This is a genomic window from Streptomyces coeruleorubidus (assembly GCF_008705135.1).
Classification (GTDB): Bacteria; Actinomycetota; Actinomycetes; order Streptomycetales; family Streptomycetaceae; genus Streptomyces; species Streptomyces coeruleofuscus.
Genome location: NZ_CP023694.1, coordinates 4,828,543 through 4,849,144 on the forward strand (window position 1 = coordinate 4,828,543; position 20,602 = coordinate 4,849,144).

The following is a 20,602-nucleotide window of genomic DNA, read 5'->3' on the forward strand; positions in this document are numbered from 1 at the left end:
GGGTCGTGACGACGATGACGGAAGCGTCCGTGCGCGAGTTCAAGATGCCCGACGTGGGCGAGGGGCTCACGGAGGCCGAGATCCTCAAGTGGTACGTCCAGCCCGGTGACACGGTCACGGACGGCCAGGTGGTGTGCGAGGTCGAGACGGCGAAGGCGGCCGTCGAGCTGCCCATCCCGTACGACGGCGTGGTCCGGGCGCTGCACTTCCCCGAGGGCACCACGGTCGACGTGGGCACGGCGATCATCGCGGTGGACGTGAGCGGAGGTGCCGCCCCCACAGCCGAGCAGCCCGCGCCCGCCGCCGAGCAGACCCCGGCGCCCCGGCCGACGGACGAGCCGAAGGCGGAGGGCTCCGGCCGGCAGCCGGTCCTCGTCGGCTACGGGGTGGCGACGTCCTCCACCCGCCGCCGCCCCCGCAAGGGCCCCGAGGTCCCGGTCCAGCAGGCCTCGACGGCGATCCAGACGGAGCTGAACGGCCACGGGGCGGCGCCCCAGGCCGCCTCCGCCGTCAAGGAGCGCCCCCTCGCCAAGCCCCCGGTCCGCAAGCTGGCCAAGGACCTGGGCGTCGATCTGACGACGGTCGTCCCGACCGGCCCGGACGGCATCATCACCCGCGAGGACGTGCACGCGGCGGTGGCCCGGACCCAGGCACCGCAGCAGGAGGCCCCCGTGGCCGCCGCCCCGGCACCCGCGCAGACGCCGGTGTCGTACGACACCACCCGCGAGACCCGGATCCCGGTCAAGGGCGTCCGCAAGGCGACGGCGGCGGCGATGGTCGGCTCGGCGTTCACCGCGCCGCATGTCACCGAGTTCGTCACGGTCGACGTGACGCGCACGATGAAGCTGGTCGAGGAGCTGAAGCAGGACAAGGAGTTCGCGGGCCTGCGCGTGAACCCCCTCCTGCTGATCGCCAAGGCGCTGCTCGTCGCGATCAGGCGGAACCCGGACGTCAACGCGTCCTGGGACGAGGCCGCCCAGGAGATCGTGGTCAAGCACTACGTGAACCTGGGCATCGCGGCCGCGACCCCGCGTGGCCTGATCGTGCCGAACATCAAGGACGCCCATGCCAAGACGCTGCCGCAGCTGGCCGAGTCGCTGGGCGCGCTGGTGTCGACCGCCAGGGAGGGCAAGACGTCCCCGGCGGCCATGCAGGGCGGCACGGTGACGATCACCAACGTCGGCGTCTTCGGCGTCGACACGGGCACGCCGATCCTCAACCCCGGCGAGTCCGCGATCCTCGCGGTCGGTGCGATCAAGCTCCAGCCGTGGGTCCACAAGGGCAAGGTGAAGCCCCGCCAGGTCACCACGCTGGCCCTGTCGTTCGACCACCGCCTGGTCGACGGCGAGCTGGGCTCGAAGGTCCTGGCGGACGTGGCCGCGATCCTGGAGCAGCCGAAGCGCCTGATCACCTGGGCGTGAAGCGACGGCGGCGGCCCCCTGCCCCCGGGCGGGGGCCGCCGCCGTCTGCCCGGTGGGTGAACCGGGGGTACGCCGAAGAGCACAGGAAGCTCCTCGGACCTGCCCAAGTACCCCACAGTAAGCGGTTTAGCCGGACATACGATCACTCTTCATGCGCGACCCCATGGTGCTCAGGGCCCAGAGATTCGTGAACTCCGTCTACGGCAGCCGTACCGGTACGACCGTGGAGGAAACCGGCGAGACCGACTGGGCGACCCTGTACGCCCTGACCCGTGCCCTCCAGTACGAGCTGGGCATCACGGCACTGTCCGACAACTTCGGCCCCACCACGCTCGCGACGCTGACCGCCAAGCACCCGAAGCTCAACGCGGACACCGTCCCCTCCCCCGACTTCTGCCGCATCATCCAGTCCGGCCTGTACTGCAAGGGCTACGACGGCGGCGACCTGGACGGCACGTACGGCGAGCGGGTCGAGGCCGCCGTCACGAAGCTCAAGACCGACATGGGCCTCGAACAGGCCTTCCCCGGCGCCGATCTGACGCCCAAGGTGTTCAAGGCGCTGCTGACGATGGACTCGTACGTCCTTGGCCCCTCCGGCGCCCCGCAGGTCCGCGAGGTGCAGCAGTGGCTCAACGGGCGTTACCTGAACCGGCAGGACTTCTTCGTCGTCGCCTGCGACGGACGCGTCTCCCGGGACCTGGCCCGGGCGCTGGTCCTCGGCACGCAGTACGAGCTGGGCATGGCCGACGGCACCGCCAACGGCAATTTCGGGCCCGGCACCCAGTCGGCCCTGAAGGCGCACCCCGTGCGGCAGGGCGACAAGGGCGTCTACGTCCAGCTGTTCTCCGCCGGGATGGTCGTGAACCGGCGGCCCGTCGCCCTCACCGACACCTTCGACTCCTATCTCGCCTCGGCCGTAAGGTCCTTCCAGACCTTCGTCGCCCTCCCGCCCACGGGCGAGGGCGACTTCCCCACCTTCGCCTCGCTCCTGGCCTCCTACGGCGACCAGTCGCGCCAGGGCAAGGCCTGCGACACCATCGCCAAGGTCACCCCGGCCCGGGCGGCGGCCCTCAAAGCCGCCGGGATCACGTACGTCGGCCGCTACCTCACCAACCCGAGCGCCACGTCCCTGCCGGAGAAGGCCATCCAGCCGGGCGAGTTGCAGGTCTTCGCCCAGCACGGCCTGCGCTGCTTCCCGATCTACCAGACCGTCAACAACGACGCCTCGGACTTCGACTACGTCGCGGGGCGCACGGCCGGGTACGCGGCGCTCAACGCCGCCCTCGACCACGGCTTCAAGAGGGGCACCCGGATCTTCTTCGCCGTCGACTTCGACGCGATCGACGCCGAGATCACCGCGAACGTCCTGCCCCACTTCAAGGGCATCAAGGAGGCGATGGCGGACTCCGGCCACCCGTACGAGATCGGGGTCTACGGCTCCCGCAACGTCTGCGCGCAGGTCGGCGCGGCCGGCTGGTCGACGGCGAGCTTCGTGGCCGACATGTCCCCGGGCTTCGACGGCAACGCCGGGCGCCCGCTGCCGAAGGACTGGGCCTACGACCAGTTCGTCATCCGCACGCTCGGCTCGGGCGACGGGCAGCTCGAGGTGGACGTCGACATCGCCTCGGGCCGTGACACCGGGCAGGGCTCGTTCAACCGGCCGCGGCCCGCCGTCCCGGACGTCGCCCTCGACGAACGCCAGGTGCCGGCGCTGCGGGCCGACCTCGCGCGCTACATGCGGTCGATCGGACGCCCGGACCTGGGCGGCGTCGGCGGCGACGCCGGGCTCTACACCAACGTCCAGGCGGTCGAGGCGATCCAGGACCAGGACGGGCTGATCACCGAGCTGTCGAACACGTACAAGATGCGCAAGGCGCTGATCCAGACGGCCGTGTACTGGGCCATGCGCGACTACAGCCTCGCCGACCAGGCCACCGACCAGCAGGTCGCCGACCACCACCTCACGGGCTCCGGCCCGGTCAGGGACTCGCACACCGGCATCGGGCAGATCAGCGCCTCCGACGCCATCCAGGCCTGGAACCACGGCATCGGCTGGGGCTTCACCACCGGCGACCGCCGCGACCCGGCCAAGGACGCCGATCTCTGGTCGGTGTGGCAGCAGCTGAGCAAGGACAACGCCTTCAGCGTGCGCACCGCGGCCCTGGTCCACCTGTGGGGCACACGGGGCAGGCCCGGCGGCCAACTACCCCCCGGCGACCGCGTCACCACCCCGCGGTCCATGCGCCTGGACCTCGCCGAGTTCGAGATCACCGAGCTGCTGCGCCGCTACCGGGCCTGGGACCCCGACGTGGAGGCGCAGACGCACCAGAGCCTGGCCGTCTACCAGATCTTCGAGAAGTACAACAGCATCGCCCGCAACGCGTGAAGCATCGCCGCAACGCGTGAATCGCCGGAATGAGAGCCCGTTGAACCTCAACCTCCCCCACATACCCCGTCTCACCCGCAGACGGTCCGGACCGGCGGCGGCCCACCGCCGCGGTCTGTCCCGCCGCGCCCTGCTCGGCCGTGTCGCCGCCGTCGGCGGTGCCGTGGGCGTCGCCGCCCTGCCCGTCTCGCACTTCCTGTCCCAGGCGTACGCCGACGCGCACAACCCCATCCCGGGCCGCGTACGGGACGCCCTGCGCAGCGCGCAGAACCGGACCCGGCGCGTGCTGGCCGGTTCGCGCTCCCACAACGGCTGGGAGATGGAGAACGTCGCGGACGACGGCGGCACCGTCTACACCCGTCCCGTGCCCGGCACCCCGCTCACGGGCATCGCGGTCCGCATGGGCGACGTGGAGACCGTCCTCGTCCACCTGGTGCGCCGGTTCCACTACGAGGTCGACCGGCTGCGCCGGGGCGACGTCGTCGGCTGGCACGACCCGTCCGGCGTCGGCAAGGGCCGCCCGGAGTCCAACCTGGCGTCCGGCACGGCGGTGCGGATCCGGCCGGGCTTCTACCCGCGCGGCGCCCGGGGCGGCTTCTTCCCGCACCAGGAGGTCGTGATCCGCGACATCCTCGCCGAGCTCGACGGCGTCGTCCGCTGGGGCGGCGACGACCCCACGCCCGACGAGTCGCTGTTCTCCGTCGACGTACGGCCCGGCGACAAGCGGCTGGCCCAGGTCGCGGCGCGGATCCGCGGCTGGCAGCTGCAGCCCGGAGCCGGTGCGGGCGCCCCCGTGAACGTACTGGCGGGCAGCCGGCGCAAGGCGGCCCGGGCGCTGGAGCGCCGTCAGCGCACCGCCGCGTGACGAACGGAAAGGGGGCTCACCGCCATCGGCGGTGAGCCCCCTTCGTGGTGCCCGTCCTGCTTTTGTTACTTCGCGAAGCCGTAGTTCATCAGCTTCGTGGCGTCCGTCTTCCGCGCGGTCTTGTCGGTCGACGCGAGGACCGTGCCGATGACCGTCTTGCCGTTGCGGGTGGCGGCGAAGACCAGGCAGAACCCGGCCTCCGGGCCGGAGCCGGTCTTCACACCGATCGCGCCGCTGTAGCTGCTCAGCAGCGGGTTGGTGTTCTCCCAAGGGGCCATCGTCCGCGTGCCGCCGGACTTCGTGGTCGTCTTCGCCGTGTACTTCTTCGTCTTGACGACCGTGCGGAACATGGAGTTCTTCATCGCGCTGCTGGCGAGCTTCGTCAGGTCGCGCGGTGTCGAGTAGTTGGCGCCCTTGCCGATGCCGTCGAACGAGTCGAAGTGGGTGTTCTTCAGACCCAGGTCCTTGGCGGTGGTGTTCATCTTGCCGATGAACGACTTCACGCGCGCCGCCCGCGTCGAGCCCGAGCCGAACTTGTCGGCGAGCGCGTACGCCGCGTCGCAGCCGGACGGCAGCATCAGCCCGTACAGCAACTGGCGGACGGTGACCTTGTCGCCGACGATCAGGCTGGCGTTCGACGCCCAGTTGTTGTCGACGATGTAGTCGCTGTACGCCTTCTGGATCGTGACCTTGCTGTCCAGGTTGAGCTTCGGCTGCTTCAGCACCACCAGGGCCGTCATGATCTTGGTGGTCGAGCCGGTGGAGCGGCGGGTGTCGGCCGCCTTGGTGTAGAGCGACTTGCCGGTCGCGTTGTTCATCACGTAGCCGCCCTTGGCGGCGATCGAGGGCGCCGTGGCGGCCTGCGCCGGCGCAGCGGTGAGGGCTCCGGTCGCGAGCATGGCGCCGGTGGTCACGGCGACGGCCGCAGCTCTGCGGAGACGGGTGCCCTTAATGCCGGTTATCAAGTGAAGTACCCCGATTGCGTTGAATGCCCCAGGTGTGCGGCCGAATTGAGGACGAGGGGAAGGGGGCCGCACGTGTCTGACTCGTAACTAGCACATCTGGTTGTGCCGTTGCCGACCAGGACCCACCCTTTGCCACAGACGTGTGACATTCGGGTCCGCATACTGGACGGATGCATTCATGCGTACCTGTTGTATCTATGCTGTCGGCATGACCCTGGCCGTGAAGCAACCTCCCGCCGCCGACCGCGTCTACACCCACGTCAAGCAGGGCGTGCTGGAGCGCCGTTACGAGGGCGGGACCCTCCTCACCGAGGGCGAGCTCGCGGAGGCCGTAGGGGTCTCGCGCACGCCGGTGCGCGAGGCGCTGCTCCGGCTGGAGGCCGAAGGGCTGATCCGGCTCTACCCGAAGAAGGGCGCCCTCGTCCTGCCGGTCTCCGCGCAGGAGATCGCCGACGTCGTCGAGACACGACTGCTCGTCGAGGAACACGCGGCGCGCAAGGCCGTCCCCGCGCCCGCCGGGCTCATCGAGCGCCTGGAGGAACTGCTGGCCCGGCAGAAGAAGCAGGCCGCCGCCGGAGACCTCGCGGGAGCCGCCGTCACCGACCGCTGCTTCCACGCCGAGATCGTCCGCAGCGGCGGCAACGAGATCCTCTCCCGGCTCTACGACCAGCTGCGCGACCGCCAGCTCCGGATGGGCGTCGCCGTCATGCACTCCCACCCCGACCGGATCGCCAAGACCCTCGCCGAGCACGAGGAGATCCTCGAGGCGCTGCGCGCCGGGGACGCCGAGGCGGCCGTCGCGCTGGTCCACCGGCACGTCGGCTGGTTCTCGCATCTGGCCCGGGGGGAGGTCCGATGAGCTCCACCACGCTGCCGGACGATCCGCCGGGCGGCCGGCGGGCCCTGGCCGTCTGGGGCATCGGCGTCTCGGTCTACTTCGTCGCGGTCATCTTCCGCACGTCCCTGGGCGTCGCCGGCCTCGACGCGGCCGACCGCTTCCACGTCAACGCCTCCGCGCTCTCCACCTTCTCCATCCTCCAGCTCCTGGTCTACGCGGGCATGCAGATACCCGTCGGCCTGCTCGTCGACCGGCTCGGCACCAAGAAGGTGCTGGCCCTCGGCGCGGTGCTGTTCACGGCCGGGCAGCTCGGCTTCGCGTTCTCCCCGTCGTACGGCACGGCGCTCGCCTCCCGGGCGCTGCTCGGCTGCGGTGACGCGCTGACGTTCATCAGCGTGCTGCGCCTGGGCAGCCGGTGGTTCCCGGCCCGGCGCGGGCCGCTCGTCGCCCAGTTCGCGGGGCTGGTGGGCATGGCGGGCAACCTCGTCTCCACGCTCGTCCTGGCCCGGCTGCTGCACGGCATCGGCTGGACGGCGGCCTTCGCGGGCAGCGCGGCCGCCGGGGCCGTGGTGTTCGTGCTGGTGCTGCTGTTCCTGAAGGACCACCCGGAGGGCCACGAGCCCGAGCCGGTCCCGCACCAGGGCGCGGCCTACGTACGGCGGCAGATCGCCGCCGCCTGGCGGGAGCCGGGGACCCGGCTCGGCCTGTGGGTGCACTTCACAACCCAGTTCCCGGCGATGGTGTTCCTGCTGCTGTGGGGCCTGCCCTTCCTGGTCGAGGCACAGGGACTGTCCCGGGCCACGGCCGGCGAACTCCTCACGCTCGTCGTGCTCTCGAACATGGTCGTCGGCCTGGTCTACGGGCAGATCGTCGCCCGGCACCACGGGGCGCGGCTGCCGCTCGCGCTCGGCACGGTCGGGACGACGGCGGCCCTGTGGGCGGCGACCCTGGCCCACCCCGGCCCGCACGCCCCGATGTGGCTGCTGATCGTGCTGTGCACGGTCCTCGGGGCATGCGGGCCCGCGTCGATGCTCGGCTTCGACTTCGCCCGCCCGGCGAACCCGCCCGAGCGGCAGGGCACGGCCTCCGGCATCACCAACATGGGCGGCTTCGTGGCCTCCATGACGACGCTGTTCGCGGTCGGCGTGCTGCTCGACGCCACCGGCGACGACTACACCGTGGCCTTCTCCTTCGTGTTCGTGCTCCAGGCGCTCGGGGTCACGCAGATCCTGCGGCTGCGCAAGCAGGCGGCCCGTCGTGAACGGGAGCGGCTGGTGGCGAGCCGGGTGGCGACGGTGCACGTGCCGGCGTAGGTCAACGAGCCGCTACCGGTACGAGGGTGAGGTACGCCAGGCCGAGAACGCCGCGGTAGGTGAGCCAGGCGGCTCGGTGCCGGTCGGCGCGCTCCCGGGTCTCGTCGGCCAGGGGGTGGCCGGGGTGCTCGGCGAGCCACACCTCGGTGTCCGCGAGGTACGCCGACTCGAACGCCTCCCATTCGTCGAGGCTCGCGGTCTCCGTCCACTCCGGCCGGAACCCCGCGTCGACGGCCAGGCCGACGAGGGTCGCGAGGTCGGGGTGGTCGGTGGCCTTCGCGTCCGGCCACATGCGGGACAGTTCGGCCTCGGTCGGGGTGCGGTGCCAGAAGCCTTCGCCGAGGAGGACGCGGCCGCCGTCGGAGACGAGCCCGCGGAGCTCGCCGAGGGCTTGGGGGAGTTGGCTGCCGAGGGCCTGGCTCGCGCCTACGCACAGGACGAGGTCGGCGGGGCCGTGGGGGGTTCCGGTGGCGGACTCTTCGAGGAAACGGACCCGGTCGGTGAGTCCCCGTTCCTCGGCGGTCCGGCGGGCGCGGGCCAGGTCCTCGGCGTTGATGTCGATGCCGGTGCCGGTGGCCTCCGGGGTGGCGGTGAGGACGCGGAGCATCAGCTCGCCCCAGCCGCAGCCGATGTCCAGGACGGTGGTCGGGGTGTTGCCGGCCAGGCGGGTCACGAGCTGGTCGGCCCGTGCTTCGGACAGGGGGCCGTGGAAGGTGAGGCGGCTGCGGCGGGGCGGGGTTGTCATGTCCAGGGACGGTACGTGGAGTGGGGCGTTGGCGGCATGGGGTTTTGCGGCCCCTCCGCCCGCCGGATGCACCAAAAATTCACCGGCGCATCAAGCACGCCATCATGAACGGGCACCTGTGGCCGCGGTGGTACTTGTTTGATCAGGAGGTGGACGTGGTCGTATTCGCCGTTGACCTCCTTCTCCGCTTGAAGCATTCGAACTCACCTGCTCACATCGAGTGCAATTCCAGTTGTATGTGATCTTTCGCTGCGAGCGGCTGCGGAGCATCCGTACCTTGATCGATATGAAGCTCCGCTACAACTACCGGGCCTACCCGGACGCCTCCCAGCGCCGTGCGCTGGCCGGGGCGTTCGGGTGTGCCCGTGTGGTGTGGAACGACTGCCTGCGCGACCGTAAGGAAGCGCACGCGGCGGGGCTGCCGTATGTGAAGTCGGGGGATCTCTCCAAGCTGCGCATCACACAGGCCAAGCGCACCGAGGAACGCGCCTGGCTCGCCGACGTGTCCGCCGTGATCCTGCAACAGTCCCTGCGGGACCTGGACTCCGCCTACAAGAAATTCTTCGACAGCCTCGAGGGCGAGCGGCATGGCCGGAAGGTCGGGCCGCCCAGATACAAGTCGAAGAAGGACACCCGGCAGTCGATCCGTCTCACCACCAGCGCCTTCTCCCTCAAGGAAAACGGCACAGTGTACGTGGCCAAGGTCGGCAACCTCAAGGTCAAGTGGTCCCGCCGACTCCCGGCCGCACCCACGTCCCTGACCGTCACCAAGGACAGCTGCGGCCGGTACTTCCTCAGCTTCGTCGTGGACACCGAGCCGGACATCCTCCCCGACCTGGAGACGGAGTCCGGCATCGATCTGGGTCTGTCCGCCTTCGCCGTCCTGTCCGACGGGACGAAGATCGCCAGCCCCCGCTTCCTGCGCAGGGCGGAGAAGAAACTCAAGCGCCTTGGGCGGGAGCTGTCCCGCAAGGTCAAGGGGTCGAAGAACCGGGCCAAGGCCCGCATGAAGGTCGCACGCCAGCACGCCAAGGTGGCGTACCGGCGCAGGGACTGGCACCACAAGGCTTCCACGCAGATCATTCGCGACAACCAAGCGGTGTATGTGGAGGACCTCGCGGTATCGGGCCTGTGCCGCACCCGGCTCGCCAAGTCCGTGCACGACGCGGGATGGTCCGCGTTCGTCGGCATGCTGGAGTACAAGGCGGCTCTGCACGGCCGCACCTTCGTCAAGGTGGGCCGGGCCTTCCCGTCTTCTCAGGTCTGCTCGGCCTGCGGGTTCCGGGACGGCCCCAAGCCTCTACACGTTAGGCAGTGGACGTGCGGCGGATGCGGCGCCGTGCATGACCGCGACCACAACGCAGCTCGCAACGTCCTTTTCGAAGGACGTCGTATCGTCGCCGCCGGACGGGCGGAGACGCTAAACGCCTGTGGAGCGCTGGTAAGACGGGCACACGTGCCCGCACAGCGTGGTGAAGCAGGAAGCCCCCGGAAGGGTCAGCCGACCCAGGCCGGAATCCCTGGACTTCAGGCCAGGGAGCACGTCAATTCGTCACCGTGAAGTTCCTCAGGATCGCCGCCGTCAGGTCCGGGTCGCCCTCCGTCTTCAACCGGTCCGTCACCGACTCCGGTGTCACGCGGCCGCAGGCCAGGCGGACGTACGTCTCCCAGTCGAGGGTGAGCGTGGCGGCGGGGCCGAGGGCGGGGGCCGTTTCCAGGGTGCCGCGGCCCTGGATGTCGACGCGGATCGTGCGCAGGAACTCGATGGGACCGTGGACGTCGAACACGACGGCCGAGCTGCGCGGTGCCTGCGCGTCCTCGGCGACCACCCGCGGGAGTTCGCCGAGCAGCACGTCACGGGCGACGTGCGCGCCGGGGGAGTCGAGGTTGCCGGGCCGGCCGAGGGCCGTGCGCAGGTCCTGCTCGTGCACCCACACGTCGAAGGCGTGCCGGCGCATGGACTCCTCGAGGGTCAGCTCCGTGCCGAGCGGGCCGCGCACCTTCGTGCCCGGGTCACGCGAGTCGTTGCGGAGCTGACGGTTGCGGCGGATGATCACGTACTCCAGCTCGGAGGTCATCTCCGGCGCTGTGTGGTGACGGCGGACGTCGACCTGCATCTCCATGTAGCGCTGGTGGTCGTTCGTCACGTGGAAGAGGTCGCGCGGCAGCGTGTGGATGGGGCGCGGGTCGCCCAGCATCTCGCAGTCCAGGCCGATGACATGGGAGACCACGTCCCGCACCGACCACCCGGGGCACGGCGTCCGCCGGTTCCACTCGGCCTCCGCGAGCGGCTGGAGCAGCTCGGATATCGCTTCGATGGAGTGGGTCCAGGCGTCGGCGTAGGGCTGGAGGGTGGGATGCAGACTCACGGAACGGGACCCCTCGGCGGTCGGTGCACGGGCAGGTGGTGGCGGTTGCCAGTGGGAGGTGGCGGCTGTCGGCGGGTGTCTTGGCAGCTAAGTTACGCTGCTGTGAGGCACCCCGGCAGTGCTTTCGTGTGACGATCGTAGGCCCGTGGGGATCCCCTTGTTGGACGGGCCGAATGCCAGGACGGTGGTAGTGTGCGCGCCTCTGTGATCCAGATCGCCGTAGACGAGGGCGAATCGGTCGAATCGCGCCGTCGGCGGGCGGCCTCGATGGTCCGGGATCAGGCCGGGGCCGATCTCGTCGTCCTGCCGGAGCTGTGGACCACGGGTGCCTTCGCGTACGAGGAGTTCGGGCAGGAGGCCGAGCCGCTCGAAGGGCCGACGTACGAGGCGATGGCGAAGGCCGCGAGCGACGCCGGCGTGTGGCTGCACGCGGGGTCGATTCCCGAGCGTGATCCGGACGGCCCCCTCTACAACACCTCCCTCGTCTTCTCCCCCTCCGGCGACCTCGCCGCCGTCTACCGCAAGATCCACCGCTTCGGCTTCGACAAGGGCGAGGCCGTGCTGATGGGCGCGGGTGCCGAGCTGGTGACGGTCCGTCTGCCGGCGACCACCTTGGGCCTCGGCACCTGTTACGACCTCCGTTTCCCCGAACTCTTCCGCGGTCTCGTCGACGCCGGTGCCGAGACGCTCGTGGTCCCGGCGGGCTGGCCGGAGCGCCGCCGGTCCCACTGGACGCTGCTGGCTCAGGCGCGGGCGGTCGAGAACCAGTCGTTCGTCATCGCGTGCGGAACGGCCGGGACGCACGCCGGAGTTCCCCAGGCCGGTCACTCGATCGTGGTCGACCCGTGGGGCGAGGTGCTGGCCGAGGCGGGCGCCGAGGAGGAGGTCCTCACGGTGGACTTCGACCCCGGGAAGGTCGCCGCCACCCGTGAGCAGTTCCCGGCGCTGAAGGACCGGGTGCTGGGGCTCCAGCCTCCTCGCAGGCCCTGAGGACGCGCTCTCAGCCCTCCCGCTCCTTCTCCGCCAGGTGGATCACACACACCGCGACCGCGATCAGCAGCGCCGGATCCGCGTCCTCGTGGACGACCTCCACGCCGTAGGTGTCCCGTACGGTCAGCCACCGCCGGGAGATCACCGCCAGCAGCTCCCCGTCGTACTCGACGGCGAACTCCCGGTCGAGGATCTTGCCGCTGACGTCCAGCTCGCTGCCGTCGGCCAGGGACACCCGGTAGTGGTTGCGCAGCAGGGACAGCCGTTTGCGGCGGATCGTCGCCAGCGGCTCGCCGCCCCGCTGGAGCACCATCGTGTCGCGCAGGGCGAGCATCTTCTGGTGGATGTCGACGAGGACGTGCCCCTGGGTGTCCTTGAGCTCCCAGGTGTCCCGCAGCCGCAGGGCCTTGCCGTCGACGAGGAACACCTTGGAGCCGCCGGCGTCCTCGATCCAGTAGTCGTCGCCGAAGCCGAGGAGCCGGTCGTACACGAGGAATCTCATGTCACCAGGGCTTCCCCGGCGCCCGCTCCGAAACGCCGTCGATAGGCCGACGGGCTGAGCCCGGTCACCCGCCGCAGCCGGTTCCGCAGGTTGGCGGCCGTACCGAGCCCGCTGCGGGCCGCCACCACGTCCAGCCGTTCCTCGCCCCGCTCGATCAGCCGGCAGGCCAGCGCCACCCGCTCCCCCGTCAGCCACGCGAGCGGTGTCGTCCCGAGCTGGGCGCGGAAGCGCCGGTGGAGCGTGGCGGGGCTGACACGCGCGCGTGCGGCCAGGTCCGCCACCGTCAGCGGCTCGCCCAGCCGCTCCTGCGCCCACTCCAGCAGGGGGGCCAGGGACTCGTCCCGCACGTCCGGCACCGGCCGCTCTACGAACTGCCGCTGCCCGCCGTCCCGGTGCGTGGCGAACACCAGCCGCCGGGAGACGTGGTTGGCGATCTCGGCGCCGTGGTCCCGGCGCCAGACGTGCAGCCCGAGATCGAGCGCGGCCGCGCTGCCGGCGGCGGTGAGGAGGTCGCCCTCGTCCACGAACAGCACGTCCGGCTCCAGCAGCACCTTCGGGTGCAGCCGGCGGAAGGAGTCGGCCCAGCGCCAGTGCGTCGCCGCCGGCCGGCCGTCCAGCAGTCCGGCCTCGGCGAGCGCGAAGGTGCCGGTGCAGAAGCTCATGACCCGGGTGCCACGCGCGTGTGCGCGCCGGATGGCGTCGAGCACGGCAGGGGCGCGCGGTACGACGTTGTCCGGCCGGCCGGGCACGACCAGCGTGTCCGCCCGGTCCACGGCGTCCAGGCCCCGGACGCCGGTGAGCGTGAAGAAGCCGTGGTTCATCCGGATCTCCGGCGCGGGCGCGCACAGCGTCACCTCGTACAACGGCCCCGGCCGCCCCAGCTCGGGCCGTGGCAGTCCGAACAGTTCGGTGGCCACCCCGACCTCGAAGGGGTTGGTGCCCTCGTCGACGATCACGGCGACCTGGTGCGGGCGGTGCGAGGATCCTTGCGGCATGTGCGATTCCTAGCACTCGTGCGAGGCGGGCGGAACCCCGGAGGATCCCCTCATGACCCAGGAACCCGTCTCCCTCGCCCACGCCCTGGCCTCCTTCTCCGAGCAGTGGAGCCCGCGCATCGTCACCGCCGTCAACGACTACGACGTCCGTATCGCCAAGGTCGAGGGCGAGCACGTCTGGCACGTCCACGACCACACCGACGAGTTCTTCCTCGTCCTCGACGGCGAACTCCACATCGGACTGCGGGAACCGGCCGGTGAGCGCACGGCCGTCCTGCCCAGGGGCTCGGTCTTCACCGTCCCGCGCGGCACCGAGCACAAGCCGTACGCCCCCGTCCCGACCGCGATCCTCATGTTCGAGCCCACCGGCACCCTCACGGTCGGCGACCGCCACGACGAGATCCCGGCCCACGTGGACGCCACGACGGGGCATGCGCTGGCTTAGCGGTCGCAGAAGTTCATTACCTTCGACACTCATGTTCGTTCACAGGGTGAGCAACTCTGGGAGGGGACATGGGCAAGCGGGATGTCGGCGCCGATCTGTACCTACGGCTTTCCGTGGACCGGGAAGGAAAGACAGCCATCGAGCGACAGGAGGCCGACTGCCGGGCTTGGGCCGCTCGGCACGGGCTGCTGGTTCGCCAGGTGCACGTTGACCGAGGCCGCTCCGGCTACAAGAGCGTGACCAGGAAGGGCTTCGAGGCGGCGAGAAGGGCCGTGGCCTCAGGCGTCGTCCGGACGCTGATCGTGTGGAAGCTGGATCGCCTCAGTCGCAAGGGAACGGCTGAAGTCGGCCCTCTCCTGGACGCGTTCGACTTGATCGGCGGTCGACTCGTCTCCGTCATGGATGGTCTGGACTCGAGCCGTCCCGGAGACAGGCTCGCCATGGCCTCCCTGTCGGAGTGGGCGCGAGCCGAGGCGGAGATCCAGGGTGAACGCATCCGGCATGCCAAGCGGTATTTGCGCAGTCGGGGTCGGTGGATCGGAGGGCAACCGCCTTACGGACTGCGTATCGATGCCGAATCAGGACGGCTGACGCCCGACCCCGAGACTGCGGTGTACGCACGCTTGATCGCGGACGAGGCCCTCTCCGGACGGCCGCTCGTGAGGATCGCCAGGCTGCTCAATGAGCATGAGATCGCCGCCCCCAGAGGCGGTCTGTGGCAAGTGGGATCGCTGTCTCAACTGCTCCGGGCCCCGGCCTTCGCCGGATTGCTGCCCGAAACGGAGACCGTGTGGGACGAGAAGCGCGATTGTCGCAGGTACACAGGCGTTGTGCGGCCCTATCTGGATCCGCAGACGGGGCAACCGGTCGTGGCAGGCGAGGGGATCGTCACTCTGGAGGAACAACAGCGGATCGTCGCGGAACTGGAATCCAGAACCCGCCTGCGAGGCGACGGTCTCAAGAGGCCGGCACGGGGCCCGACGCACTTGCTGACGGGGCTGCTGTTCTGCGCTGTCGACGGCTGCGGGACGCGCATGAGCAGGAACGGGACGTCATACGTGTGCCAGGGCGTGCGTCTGGGACACACCTGTCCTGGAGCGCGGGCGATGGCTACCAGCGTCGAAGGGGCTGTCGCGGCGGCGTTGTTGAGCAGACACCCAGAGATGGCGGCGCGATGGGAGAACGGAGACGTTTCGCAAAAGCGGGCGCTGCTGTCCGAAGTGGTGGAGCGAGTCTGGGTAACCAGGGCGACCGGGAGAGGACGACGGTTCGAGCCGGAAAAGCGGCTTCGGGTCGTCTGGGCCGACGAAGGAGACGAGGGAGAGCGGACCGACCGGTGTGATTGGCTGGAGGCATGTCAAAGCGCGCACGCGTCCGTGCTCCCGAGCTCATCGGCAAGGGTGGCTGGATCAACACAGGGGACAAGGAACCCGGCCTGGCGGAGCTCCGCGGCCGGATCGTAATTGTTGATTTTTGGACCTTTTGTTGCGTGAACTGCCTCCACGTCCTGGACGAGCTGCGCGAGCTGGAGGACAAGCACCGGGACACGGTCGTGGTGATCGGGGTGCACTCGCCGAAGTTCGTGCACGAGGCCGAGCACCAGGCGGTCGTCGACGCCGTGGAGCGGTACGGCGTGGAGCACCCGGTGCTCGACGACCCGGAGCTGGCCACGTGGAAGCAGTACGCCGTGCGCGCCTGGCCGACGCTCGTCGTGATCGACCCCGAGGGGTACGTCGTCGCCCAGCACGCCGGTGAGGGGCATGCGCACGCCATCGAGCGGCTGGTCGCGGAGCTGGAGGCCGAGCACGAGGCCAAGGGGACGCTGCGGCGAGGGGACGGACCGTACGTGGCGCCGGAGCCGGAGCCGACGGTGCTGCGGTTCCCGGGGAAGGCGCTGCTGCTGCCGTCGGGGAACTTCCTGGTGAGCGACACCACCCGGCATCAGCTCGTGGAGCTGGCGCAGGACGGGGAGTCGGTCGTCCGGCGGATCGGATCCGGAGGGCGTGGGTTCGCCGACGGGGCCGCCGGCTCCGCATCCTTCAACGAGCCGCAGGGGCTCGCCCTCCTGGAGGACGGATCCGTGGTCGTCGCCGACACCGTCAACCACGCCCTGCGGCGGCTGGACCTCACCACCGGTGAAGTCACCACCCTCGCCGGTACGGGCAGGCAGTGGTGGCAGGGCTCACCCACCTCCGGCCCCGCCCGCGAGGTCGACCTGTCCTCCCCCTGGGACGTCGCCCTCTGGCAGGGCAAGGTCTGGATCGCCATGGCCGGCGTCCACCAGCTCTGGGCGTACGACCCGGCCGAGGGCACGGTCGCGGTCGCGGCCGGGACGACGAACGAGGGACTGGTGGACGGCCCGGGGGCCGAGGCCTGGTTCGCGCAGCCGTCGGGTCTGGCCGCGACACCGGAGAGGCTCTGGCTCGCCGACTCCGAGACGTCCGCCCTGCGCTGGGTGGACCCGGACGGCTCCGTCCACACCGCCGTCGGCACCGGTCTGTTCGACTTCGGCCACCGGGACGGCGTCGCCGGACAGGCCCTGCTCCAGCACCCACTGGGCGTCACCGCCCTGCCGGACGGGTCCGTCGCCGTCGCCGACACCTACAACCACGCCCTGCGGCGCTACGACCCCGCGACCGGCGAGGTCACCACCCTGGCCACGGACCTGCGCGAGCCCAGTGACGCGGTGCTCGTCGGCGACGACATCGTGGTCGTGGAGTCGGCCCGCCACCGGCTGACCAGGCTGCGGCTGCCGGAGGAAGCGGTGAAGGTGCCCGAGGTCGCCCACCGCACGCAGCGGGAGGCCACCGAAGTCGCCCCAGGACGGCTCCGGTTGGACGTGGTCTTCCAGGCCCCGGCGGGCCAGAAGCTCGACACACGGTACGGCCCCTCCACCCGCCTGCTCGTCTCGTCCACCCCGCCGGACCTGCTGATCGACGGCGAGGGCGCGGGAACCGAGCTGTCCCGCGCCCTCGAACTCGACCCCTCCGTGCCGGAGGGTGTGCTGCACGTCTCCGCGATGGCCGCCTCCTGCGACGACGACCCCGACAACGAGTACCCGGCTTGTCACGTCCACCAGCAGGACTGGGGCGTGCCGGTCCGTCTCACCGAGTCGGGGACGGACCGGCTGGCCCTGGTCCTTGCCGGGATGGACACCTGATCCGGGCGGGGGTCACACCCCGTAACCGTCGCTGTAGCCGTCGCGCGTGTGGCGCCGTCCGTCGTCCACGACCGGCGTCGTGGGTGGCACCACCACGCGCCGGCGCCTGGCGATGCTGCTGAACGTCGTGACGCCGATCAGTCCGACGATCATCAGGATGATGCCGACGAGGTCGAGGTTGACCCCCTGCATGTCCCAGTCGGTCGCGAACGTGAGGATGGCTCCCACGGCGATGAGGATGATGCATCCGCCGAGGCCCATGTGTGTCGCCTCCCTGTACGGTCCGGTCGTTCCGGTCCGCACACCGGGTACCCCCGAGGGGAACACCCATGCGGTGACGGCCCGTTCTATCCCTCGAGGAACGCCGTCAAAGCGTTCGCGAGCAGGAACGGGTCATCGGCACCGCACAGTTCGCGCGCGCTGTGCATCGACAGGATGGCCACGCCGATGTCGACGGTTTTGATGCCGTGCCGGGCGGCGGTGATCGGGCCGATCGTGGTGCCGCAGGGCATGGAGTTGTTGGAGACGAAGGACTGGAAGGGCACGTCGGCCGCCTCGCAGGCCGCCGTGAACTCCGCGCGGCCCGAACCGTCCGTGGCGTAGCGGTTGTTGACGTTGACCTTGAGGATCGGGCCGCCGTTGACGCGCGGGTGGTGCGTCGGGTCGTGCCGCTCCGCGTAGTTGGGGTGGACGGCGTGGCCGGTGTCGGAGGACAGGCAGACCGTGCCGGCGAAGGCGCGGGCCCGGTCCTCGTAGGAGCCGCCGCGCGCGAACACCGAGCGCTCCAGCACGTTGCCGAGCAGCGGTCCGTCCGCGCCGGTGTCCGACTGGGAGCCGTTCTCCTCGTGGTCGAAGGCGGCCAGGACCGGGATGGCGGCCGGCTCTGCCGCGCCGGATGCCACGGCCGCGAGGGCCGCCGTGCCGGCGTGCACTGACAGCAGGTTGTCCATGCGCGGACCGGCCAGCAGTTCGCGGTCGCGGCCCAGGTAGGCGGGCGGTTCCACGGAGTGCGTCATCAGGTCCCAGCCGGTGACCTCGCCCGCGGGGATGCCGGCCGTTTCCTCCAGGAAGGTGATCAGGTCGCCGTCGCGCACGTCGTTGCCCAGGCCCCAGATCGGCTGCATGTGCCGCTGCTTGTCGAGCTTGAGGCCGTCCGCCGTCACCGAGCGGTCCAGGTGGATGGCGAGCTGCGGGACGCGCAGCAGCGGGCGGTCGACGTTGACCAGGCGCGTCGAGCCGTCGCGCAGGGTCAGCCGGCCCGCGAGACCCAGGTCGCGGTCCAGCCAGGAGTTGAGCAGCGGTCCGCCGTAGATCTCCACGGCCACCTGGCGCCAGCCGTGCGCCCCGCTGTCGGGGAGCGGCTTGACGCGCAGGTTGGGGGAGTCGGTGTGGGCGCCGACGATCCGGAACGGCGTGTGCGGCGCAGCGCCCTCCGGCACGTACCAGGCGACGATCGCGCCGCCGCGCAGCACGTACTTGCCGCCTTTCGTCCCGTCCCAGGCGTCCGTCTCGGCGACCTGCCTGAAGCCGGCCTTCTCCAGCCGCTCGGCAGCTGTGGCCACGGCGTGGTACGGCGAGGGGCTCGCCGCCAGGAAGGTCATGAGGTCGTCGGTGTGGCCGCGGTCGAAGCGGGCTGGTTCGGTCATGGGTTCACCTTAACGACGGACGAGGGCCCGTTCCCGGTGTAGGGGAACAGGCCCTCGAACAGAGGACGTGAGGATCAGAACGCGGCCTCGTCCAGCTCCATCAGGTCCAGCTCGACGCCCTCGGCGACCTTGCGGGCCAGGGTGACGCCCGGCAGGACGTTGGCGGCGAAGAACTTGGCCGCGGCGATCTTGCCGGTGTAGAAGGCCTTGTCCTTGGCGGAGGCGGTCTCCAGCTTCTCGGCGGCGATCGCGGCGCCCTTGAGCAGCAGGTAGCCGACGACGACGTCACCGGAGGCCATCAGCAGGCGGGTGGTGTTCAGCCCGACCTTGTAGATGTTCTTGACGTCCTTCTCGGTGGCCGCGAGGTCGGTGAGCATCAGGCCGACGATGGCCTCCAGCTCGACCGCGGCCTTGGCGAGGTGCTCGCGGGCACCTGCCAGCTCCTCGCCGCCCGTGCCGAGGGCCAGGAACTTCTTGATGTCCTCGGCGAGGGAGTTCAGCGCGGCGCCCTGGTTGCGGACGATCTTCCGGAAGAAGAAGTCCTGGCCCTGGATCGCCGTGGTGCCCTCGTAGAGGGTGTCGATCTTGGAGTCCCGGATGTACTGCTCGATCGGGTACTCCTGGAGGAAGCCGGAGCCGCCGAACGTCTGGAGCGACTGGGCGAGCAGCTCGTAGCCCTTCTCGGAGCCGTAGCCCTTGACGATGGGCAGGAGCAGGTCGTTCAGCGCGTGCTCGGTGGCGGCGTCCTCGCCGGCGGCCTCCTTGATCTGGATGGCGTCCTGGATCGAGGCGGTGTACATCACCAGGGCGCGCATGCCCTCCGCGTACGCCTTCTGCGTGATCAGCGAGCGGCGCACGTCGGGGTGGTGGGTGATGGTGACCTTCGGCGCGGTCTTGTCCATGAAGTTCGCCAGGTCGGGGCCCTGGACGCGCTCCTTGGCGTACTCCAGCGCGTTCAGGTAGCCCGTGGACAGGGTGGAGATCGCCTTCGTGCCGACCATCATGCGGGCGAACTCGATGATGCGGAACATCTGGCGGATGCCGTCGTGCTTGTCGCCGATCAGCCAGCCCTTGGCGGGGTGCTGGTCGCCGAAGGTCATCTCGCAGGTGTTGGAGGCCTTGAGGCCCATCTTGTGCTCGACGTTCGTGGCGTAGACGCCGTTGCGCTCGCCCAGCTCGCCGGTCTCGAAGTCGAAGAGGTACTTCGGGACGAGGAAGAGGGACAGGCCCTTGGTGCCGGGGCCGGCGCCCTCGGGACGCGCGAGCACGTAGTGGAGGATGTTCTCCGACATGTCGTGCTCACCGGACGTGATGAAGCGCTTCACGCCCTCGATGTGCCAGGAGCCGTCCTCCTGCTGCACTGCCTTGGTGCGGCCGGCGCCCACGTCGGAGCCCGCGTCGGGCTCGGTGAGCACCATCGTGGAGCCCCACTGCTTCTCCGTGGCGAACTTGGCGATGTGCTTCTGGACCTCGTTGCCCTCCTCGAAGAGGATGCCGGCGAAGGCGGGGCCCGAGGAGTACATCCACACGGCCGGGTTGGCGCCCAGGATCAGCTCGGCGTACGCCCAGATCAGGGAGCGGGGCGCGGTGGTGCCGCCGATCTCCTCGGGCAGGCCGAGGCGCCAGTACTCGGAGTCCATGAAGGCCTGGTAGCTCTTCTTGAAGGACGCGGGGACCGGCGCCGTGTTGGTCTCCGGGTCGAAGACCGGCGGGTTGCGGTCGGCGTCGATGAAGGACTCGGCCAGCTCGTTCTCCGAGAGGCGCGTCAGCTCCTCCAGGATGCTCTTCGCGGTCTCGACGTCCATCTCCTCGAACGGGCCGGTGCCGTACACCTTGTCGCGCCCGAGTACTTCGAAGAGGTTGAACTCGATGTCGCGGAGATTCGACTTGTAGTGCCCCATGGCGACGGCTCCCGGCTCCCTAGAGAGATCGGCGAGGCACTGGCTCCTCGCGCTAGTTCAC

Annotated in this window: 18 protein-coding genes; 10 read left to right on the top strand and 8 right to left on the bottom strand. The window is 70.2% G+C overall.

All coding sequences use genetic code 11. The features are described 5' to 3' along the window. Positions 1 to 5 precede the first annotated feature (5 nt). The 3 genes from CP976_RS22340 (at position 6) to CP976_RS22350 (ending at position 4,672) form a co-directional block, all read left to right on the top strand. Entirely contained in the window at positions 6 to 1,421 is a 1,416-nt protein-coding gene (locus CP976_RS22340; protein ID WP_150481964.1) for a dihydrolipoamide acetyltransferase family protein, read from the top strand. Positions 1,422 to 1,572: 151 nt separating this feature from the next. Next, the gene (locus tag CP976_RS22345; RefSeq protein ID WP_150481965.1) at positions 1,573 to 3,807 is read left to right on the top strand and encodes a glycoside hydrolase domain-containing protein; all 2,235 of its coding nucleotides are present in this window, start codon (positions 1,573 to 1,575) and stop codon (positions 3,805 to 3,807) included. 40 nt (positions 3,808 to 3,847) lie between these two features. Further along, a complete protein-coding gene (locus tag CP976_RS22350; protein ID WP_229875449.1) occupies positions 3,848 to 4,672 on the top strand; it encodes a twin-arginine translocation signal domain-containing protein in 825 nt (274 codons plus the stop codon). A 65-nt stretch (positions 4,673 to 4,737) separates the two neighbouring features. On the opposite strand, the gene CP976_RS22355 is transcribed toward CP976_RS22350, so the two are convergent. Then, positions 4,738 to 5,637, bottom strand: a complete 900-nt coding sequence (locus CP976_RS22355; RefSeq protein WP_150481966.1) for a D-alanyl-D-alanine carboxypeptidase family protein — start codon at positions 5,635 to 5,637, stop codon at positions 4,738 to 4,740. Between the two features lie 208 nt (positions 5,638 to 5,845). Between CP976_RS22355 and CP976_RS22360 the strand changes: the two genes are divergently transcribed. Both CP976_RS22360 and CP976_RS22365 read left to right on the top strand, forming a co-directional pair. After that, complete coding sequence (locus CP976_RS22360; RefSeq protein WP_150481967.1) at positions 5,846 to 6,496, top strand: GntR family transcriptional regulator; 651 nt, start codon at positions 5,846 to 5,848, stop codon at positions 6,494 to 6,496. Next, a complete protein-coding gene (locus CP976_RS22365; protein WP_150481968.1) occupies positions 6,493 to 7,788 on the top strand; it encodes an MFS transporter in 1,296 nt (431 codons plus the stop codon). Before CP976_RS22360 ends, CP976_RS22365 begins: the two co-directional genes overlap by 4 nt. Position 7,789: 1 nt before the next feature. On the opposite strand, the gene CP976_RS22370 is transcribed toward CP976_RS22365, so the two are convergent. Next, positions 7,790 to 8,533: a class I SAM-dependent methyltransferase gene (locus CP976_RS22370; protein WP_150481969.1), complete on the bottom strand. Its 744-nt coding sequence runs from the start codon at positions 8,531 to 8,533 to the stop codon at positions 7,790 to 7,792. Positions 8,534 to 8,819: 286 nt separating this feature from the next. On the opposite strand from CP976_RS22370, the gene CP976_RS22375 reads away from it, so the two are divergent. Then, positions 8,820 to 10,094, top strand: a complete 1,275-nt coding sequence (locus CP976_RS22375; RefSeq protein WP_150485451.1) for an RNA-guided endonuclease InsQ/TnpB family protein — start codon at positions 8,820 to 8,822, stop codon at positions 10,092 to 10,094. Here the strand turns inward: CP976_RS22375 and CP976_RS22380 are convergent. Then, the gene (locus CP976_RS22380) at positions 10,078 to 10,902 is read right to left on the bottom strand and encodes a maleylpyruvate isomerase family mycothiol-dependent enzyme (protein WP_150481970.1); all 825 of its coding nucleotides are present in this window, start codon (positions 10,900 to 10,902) and stop codon (positions 10,078 to 10,080) included. The genes CP976_RS22375 and CP976_RS22380 overlap by 17 nt on opposite strands. A gap of 192 nt (positions 10,903 to 11,094) precedes the next feature. Here CP976_RS22380 and CP976_RS22385 point away from each other — a divergent pair, with 192 nt between their 5' ends. After that, positions 11,095 to 11,892 carry a carbon-nitrogen family hydrolase gene (locus tag CP976_RS22385; protein WP_150481971.1) on the top strand — a complete coding sequence of 266 codons (798 nt, stop codon included), beginning with the start codon at positions 11,095 to 11,097 and terminating at the stop codon, positions 11,890 to 11,892. Between the two features lie 10 nt (positions 11,893 to 11,902). Here CP976_RS22385 and CP976_RS22390 read toward each other — a convergent pair whose 3' ends face one another. Together CP976_RS22390 and CP976_RS22395 are read right to left on the bottom strand one after the other, a co-directional pair. After that, positions 11,903 to 12,394 (bottom strand): LURP-one-related/scramblase family protein, encoded by a 492-nt coding sequence (locus CP976_RS22390; RefSeq protein ID WP_150481972.1) that lies wholly within the window; start codon positions 12,392 to 12,394, stop codon positions 11,903 to 11,905. Further along, on the bottom strand, positions 12,391 to 13,389 hold the full coding sequence (locus tag CP976_RS22395; protein WP_150481973.1) for a helix-turn-helix domain-containing protein: 999 nt from the start codon (positions 13,387 to 13,389) through the stop codon (positions 12,391 to 12,393). Before CP976_RS22395 ends, CP976_RS22390 begins: the two co-directional genes overlap by 4 nt. Before the next feature lie 52 nt (positions 13,390 to 13,441). Between CP976_RS22395 and CP976_RS22400 the strand changes: the two genes are divergently transcribed. The 3 genes from CP976_RS22400 (at position 13,442) to CP976_RS22410 (ending at position 16,994) form a co-directional block, all read left to right on the top strand. Next, positions 13,442 to 13,834 (top strand): cupin domain-containing protein, encoded by a 393-nt coding sequence (locus tag CP976_RS22400; RefSeq protein ID WP_150481974.1) that lies wholly within the window; start codon positions 13,442 to 13,444, stop codon positions 13,832 to 13,834. A gap of 68 nt (positions 13,835 to 13,902) precedes the next feature. Then, positions 13,903 to 15,297: a recombinase family protein gene (locus CP976_RS22405; protein WP_150481975.1), complete on the top strand. Its 1,395-nt coding sequence runs from the start codon at positions 13,903 to 13,905 to the stop codon at positions 15,295 to 15,297. Continuing rightward, complete coding sequence (locus CP976_RS22410; protein ID WP_150481976.1) at positions 15,189 to 16,994, top strand: NHL domain-containing thioredoxin family protein; 1,806 nt, start codon at positions 15,189 to 15,191, stop codon at positions 16,992 to 16,994. The genes CP976_RS22405 and CP976_RS22410 overlap by 109 nt, the downstream gene beginning before the upstream one ends. Before the next feature lie 12 nt (positions 16,995 to 17,006). Here the strand turns inward: CP976_RS22410 and CP976_RS22415 are convergent, their stop codons facing one another. The 3 genes from CP976_RS22415 to CP976_RS22425 form a co-directional block, all read right to left on the bottom strand. After that, entirely contained in the window at positions 17,007 to 17,255 is a 249-nt protein-coding gene (locus CP976_RS22415) for a DUF6458 family protein (protein ID WP_086600312.1), read from the bottom strand. 86 nt (positions 17,256 to 17,341) lie between these two features. Beyond that, on the bottom strand, positions 17,342 to 18,640 hold the full coding sequence (locus tag CP976_RS22420) for a M18 family aminopeptidase (RefSeq protein ID WP_150481977.1): 1,299 nt from the start codon (positions 18,638 to 18,640) through the stop codon (positions 17,342 to 17,344). Positions 18,641 to 18,714: 74 nt separating this feature from the next. After that, positions 18,715 to 20,541, bottom strand: coding sequence for an acyl-CoA dehydrogenase (locus tag CP976_RS22425; RefSeq protein ID WP_150481978.1), 1,827 nt, complete (start codon positions 20,539 to 20,541; stop codon positions 18,715 to 18,717). Positions 20,542 to 20,602: the final 61 nt, after the last annotated feature.

Bases quoted from the DNA above. Each gene is read 5' to 3' on its own strand.
- CP976_RS22345 (WP_150481965.1), top strand. From the start codon at position 1,573: ATGCGCGACCCCATGGTGCTCAGGGCCCAGAGATTCGTGAACTCCGTC.
- CP976_RS22360 (WP_150481967.1), top strand. From the start codon at position 5,846: ATGACCCTGGCCGTGAAGCAACCTCCCGCCGCCGACCGCGTCTACACC.
- CP976_RS22365 (WP_150481968.1), top strand. From the start codon at position 6,493: ATGAGCTCCACCACGCTGCCGGACGATCCGCCGGGCGGCCGGCGGGCC.
- CP976_RS22370 (WP_150481969.1), bottom strand. From the start codon at position 8,533: ATGACAACCCCGCCCCGCCGCAGCCGCCTCACCTTCCACGGCCCCCTG.
- CP976_RS22375 (WP_150485451.1), top strand. From the start codon at position 8,820: ATGAAGCTCCGCTACAACTACCGGGCCTACCCGGACGCCTCCCAGCGC.
- CP976_RS22390 (WP_150481972.1), bottom strand. From the start codon at position 12,394: ATGAGATTCCTCGTGTACGACCGGCTCCTCGGCTTCGGCGACGACTAC.
- CP976_RS22395 (WP_150481973.1), bottom strand. From the start codon at position 13,389: ATGCCGCAAGGATCCTCGCACCGCCCGCACCAGGTCGCCGTGATCGTC.
- CP976_RS22400 (WP_150481974.1), top strand. From the start codon at position 13,442: ATGACCCAGGAACCCGTCTCCCTCGCCCACGCCCTGGCCTCCTTCTCC.
- CP976_RS22405 (WP_150481975.1), top strand. From the start codon at position 13,903: ATGGGCAAGCGGGATGTCGGCGCCGATCTGTACCTACGGCTTTCCGTG.
- CP976_RS22410 (WP_150481976.1), top strand. From the start codon at position 15,189: ATGTCAAAGCGCGCACGCGTCCGTGCTCCCGAGCTCATCGGCAAGGGT.
- CP976_RS22415 (WP_086600312.1), bottom strand. From the start codon at position 17,255: ATGGGCCTCGGCGGATGCATCATCCTCATCGCCGTGGGAGCCATCCTC.
- CP976_RS22420 (WP_150481977.1), bottom strand. From the start codon at position 18,640: ATGACCGAACCAGCCCGCTTCGACCGCGGCCACACCGACGACCTCATG.
- CP976_RS22425 (WP_150481978.1), bottom strand. From the start codon at position 20,541: ATGGGGCACTACAAGTCGAATCTCCGCGACATCGAGTTCAACCTCTTC.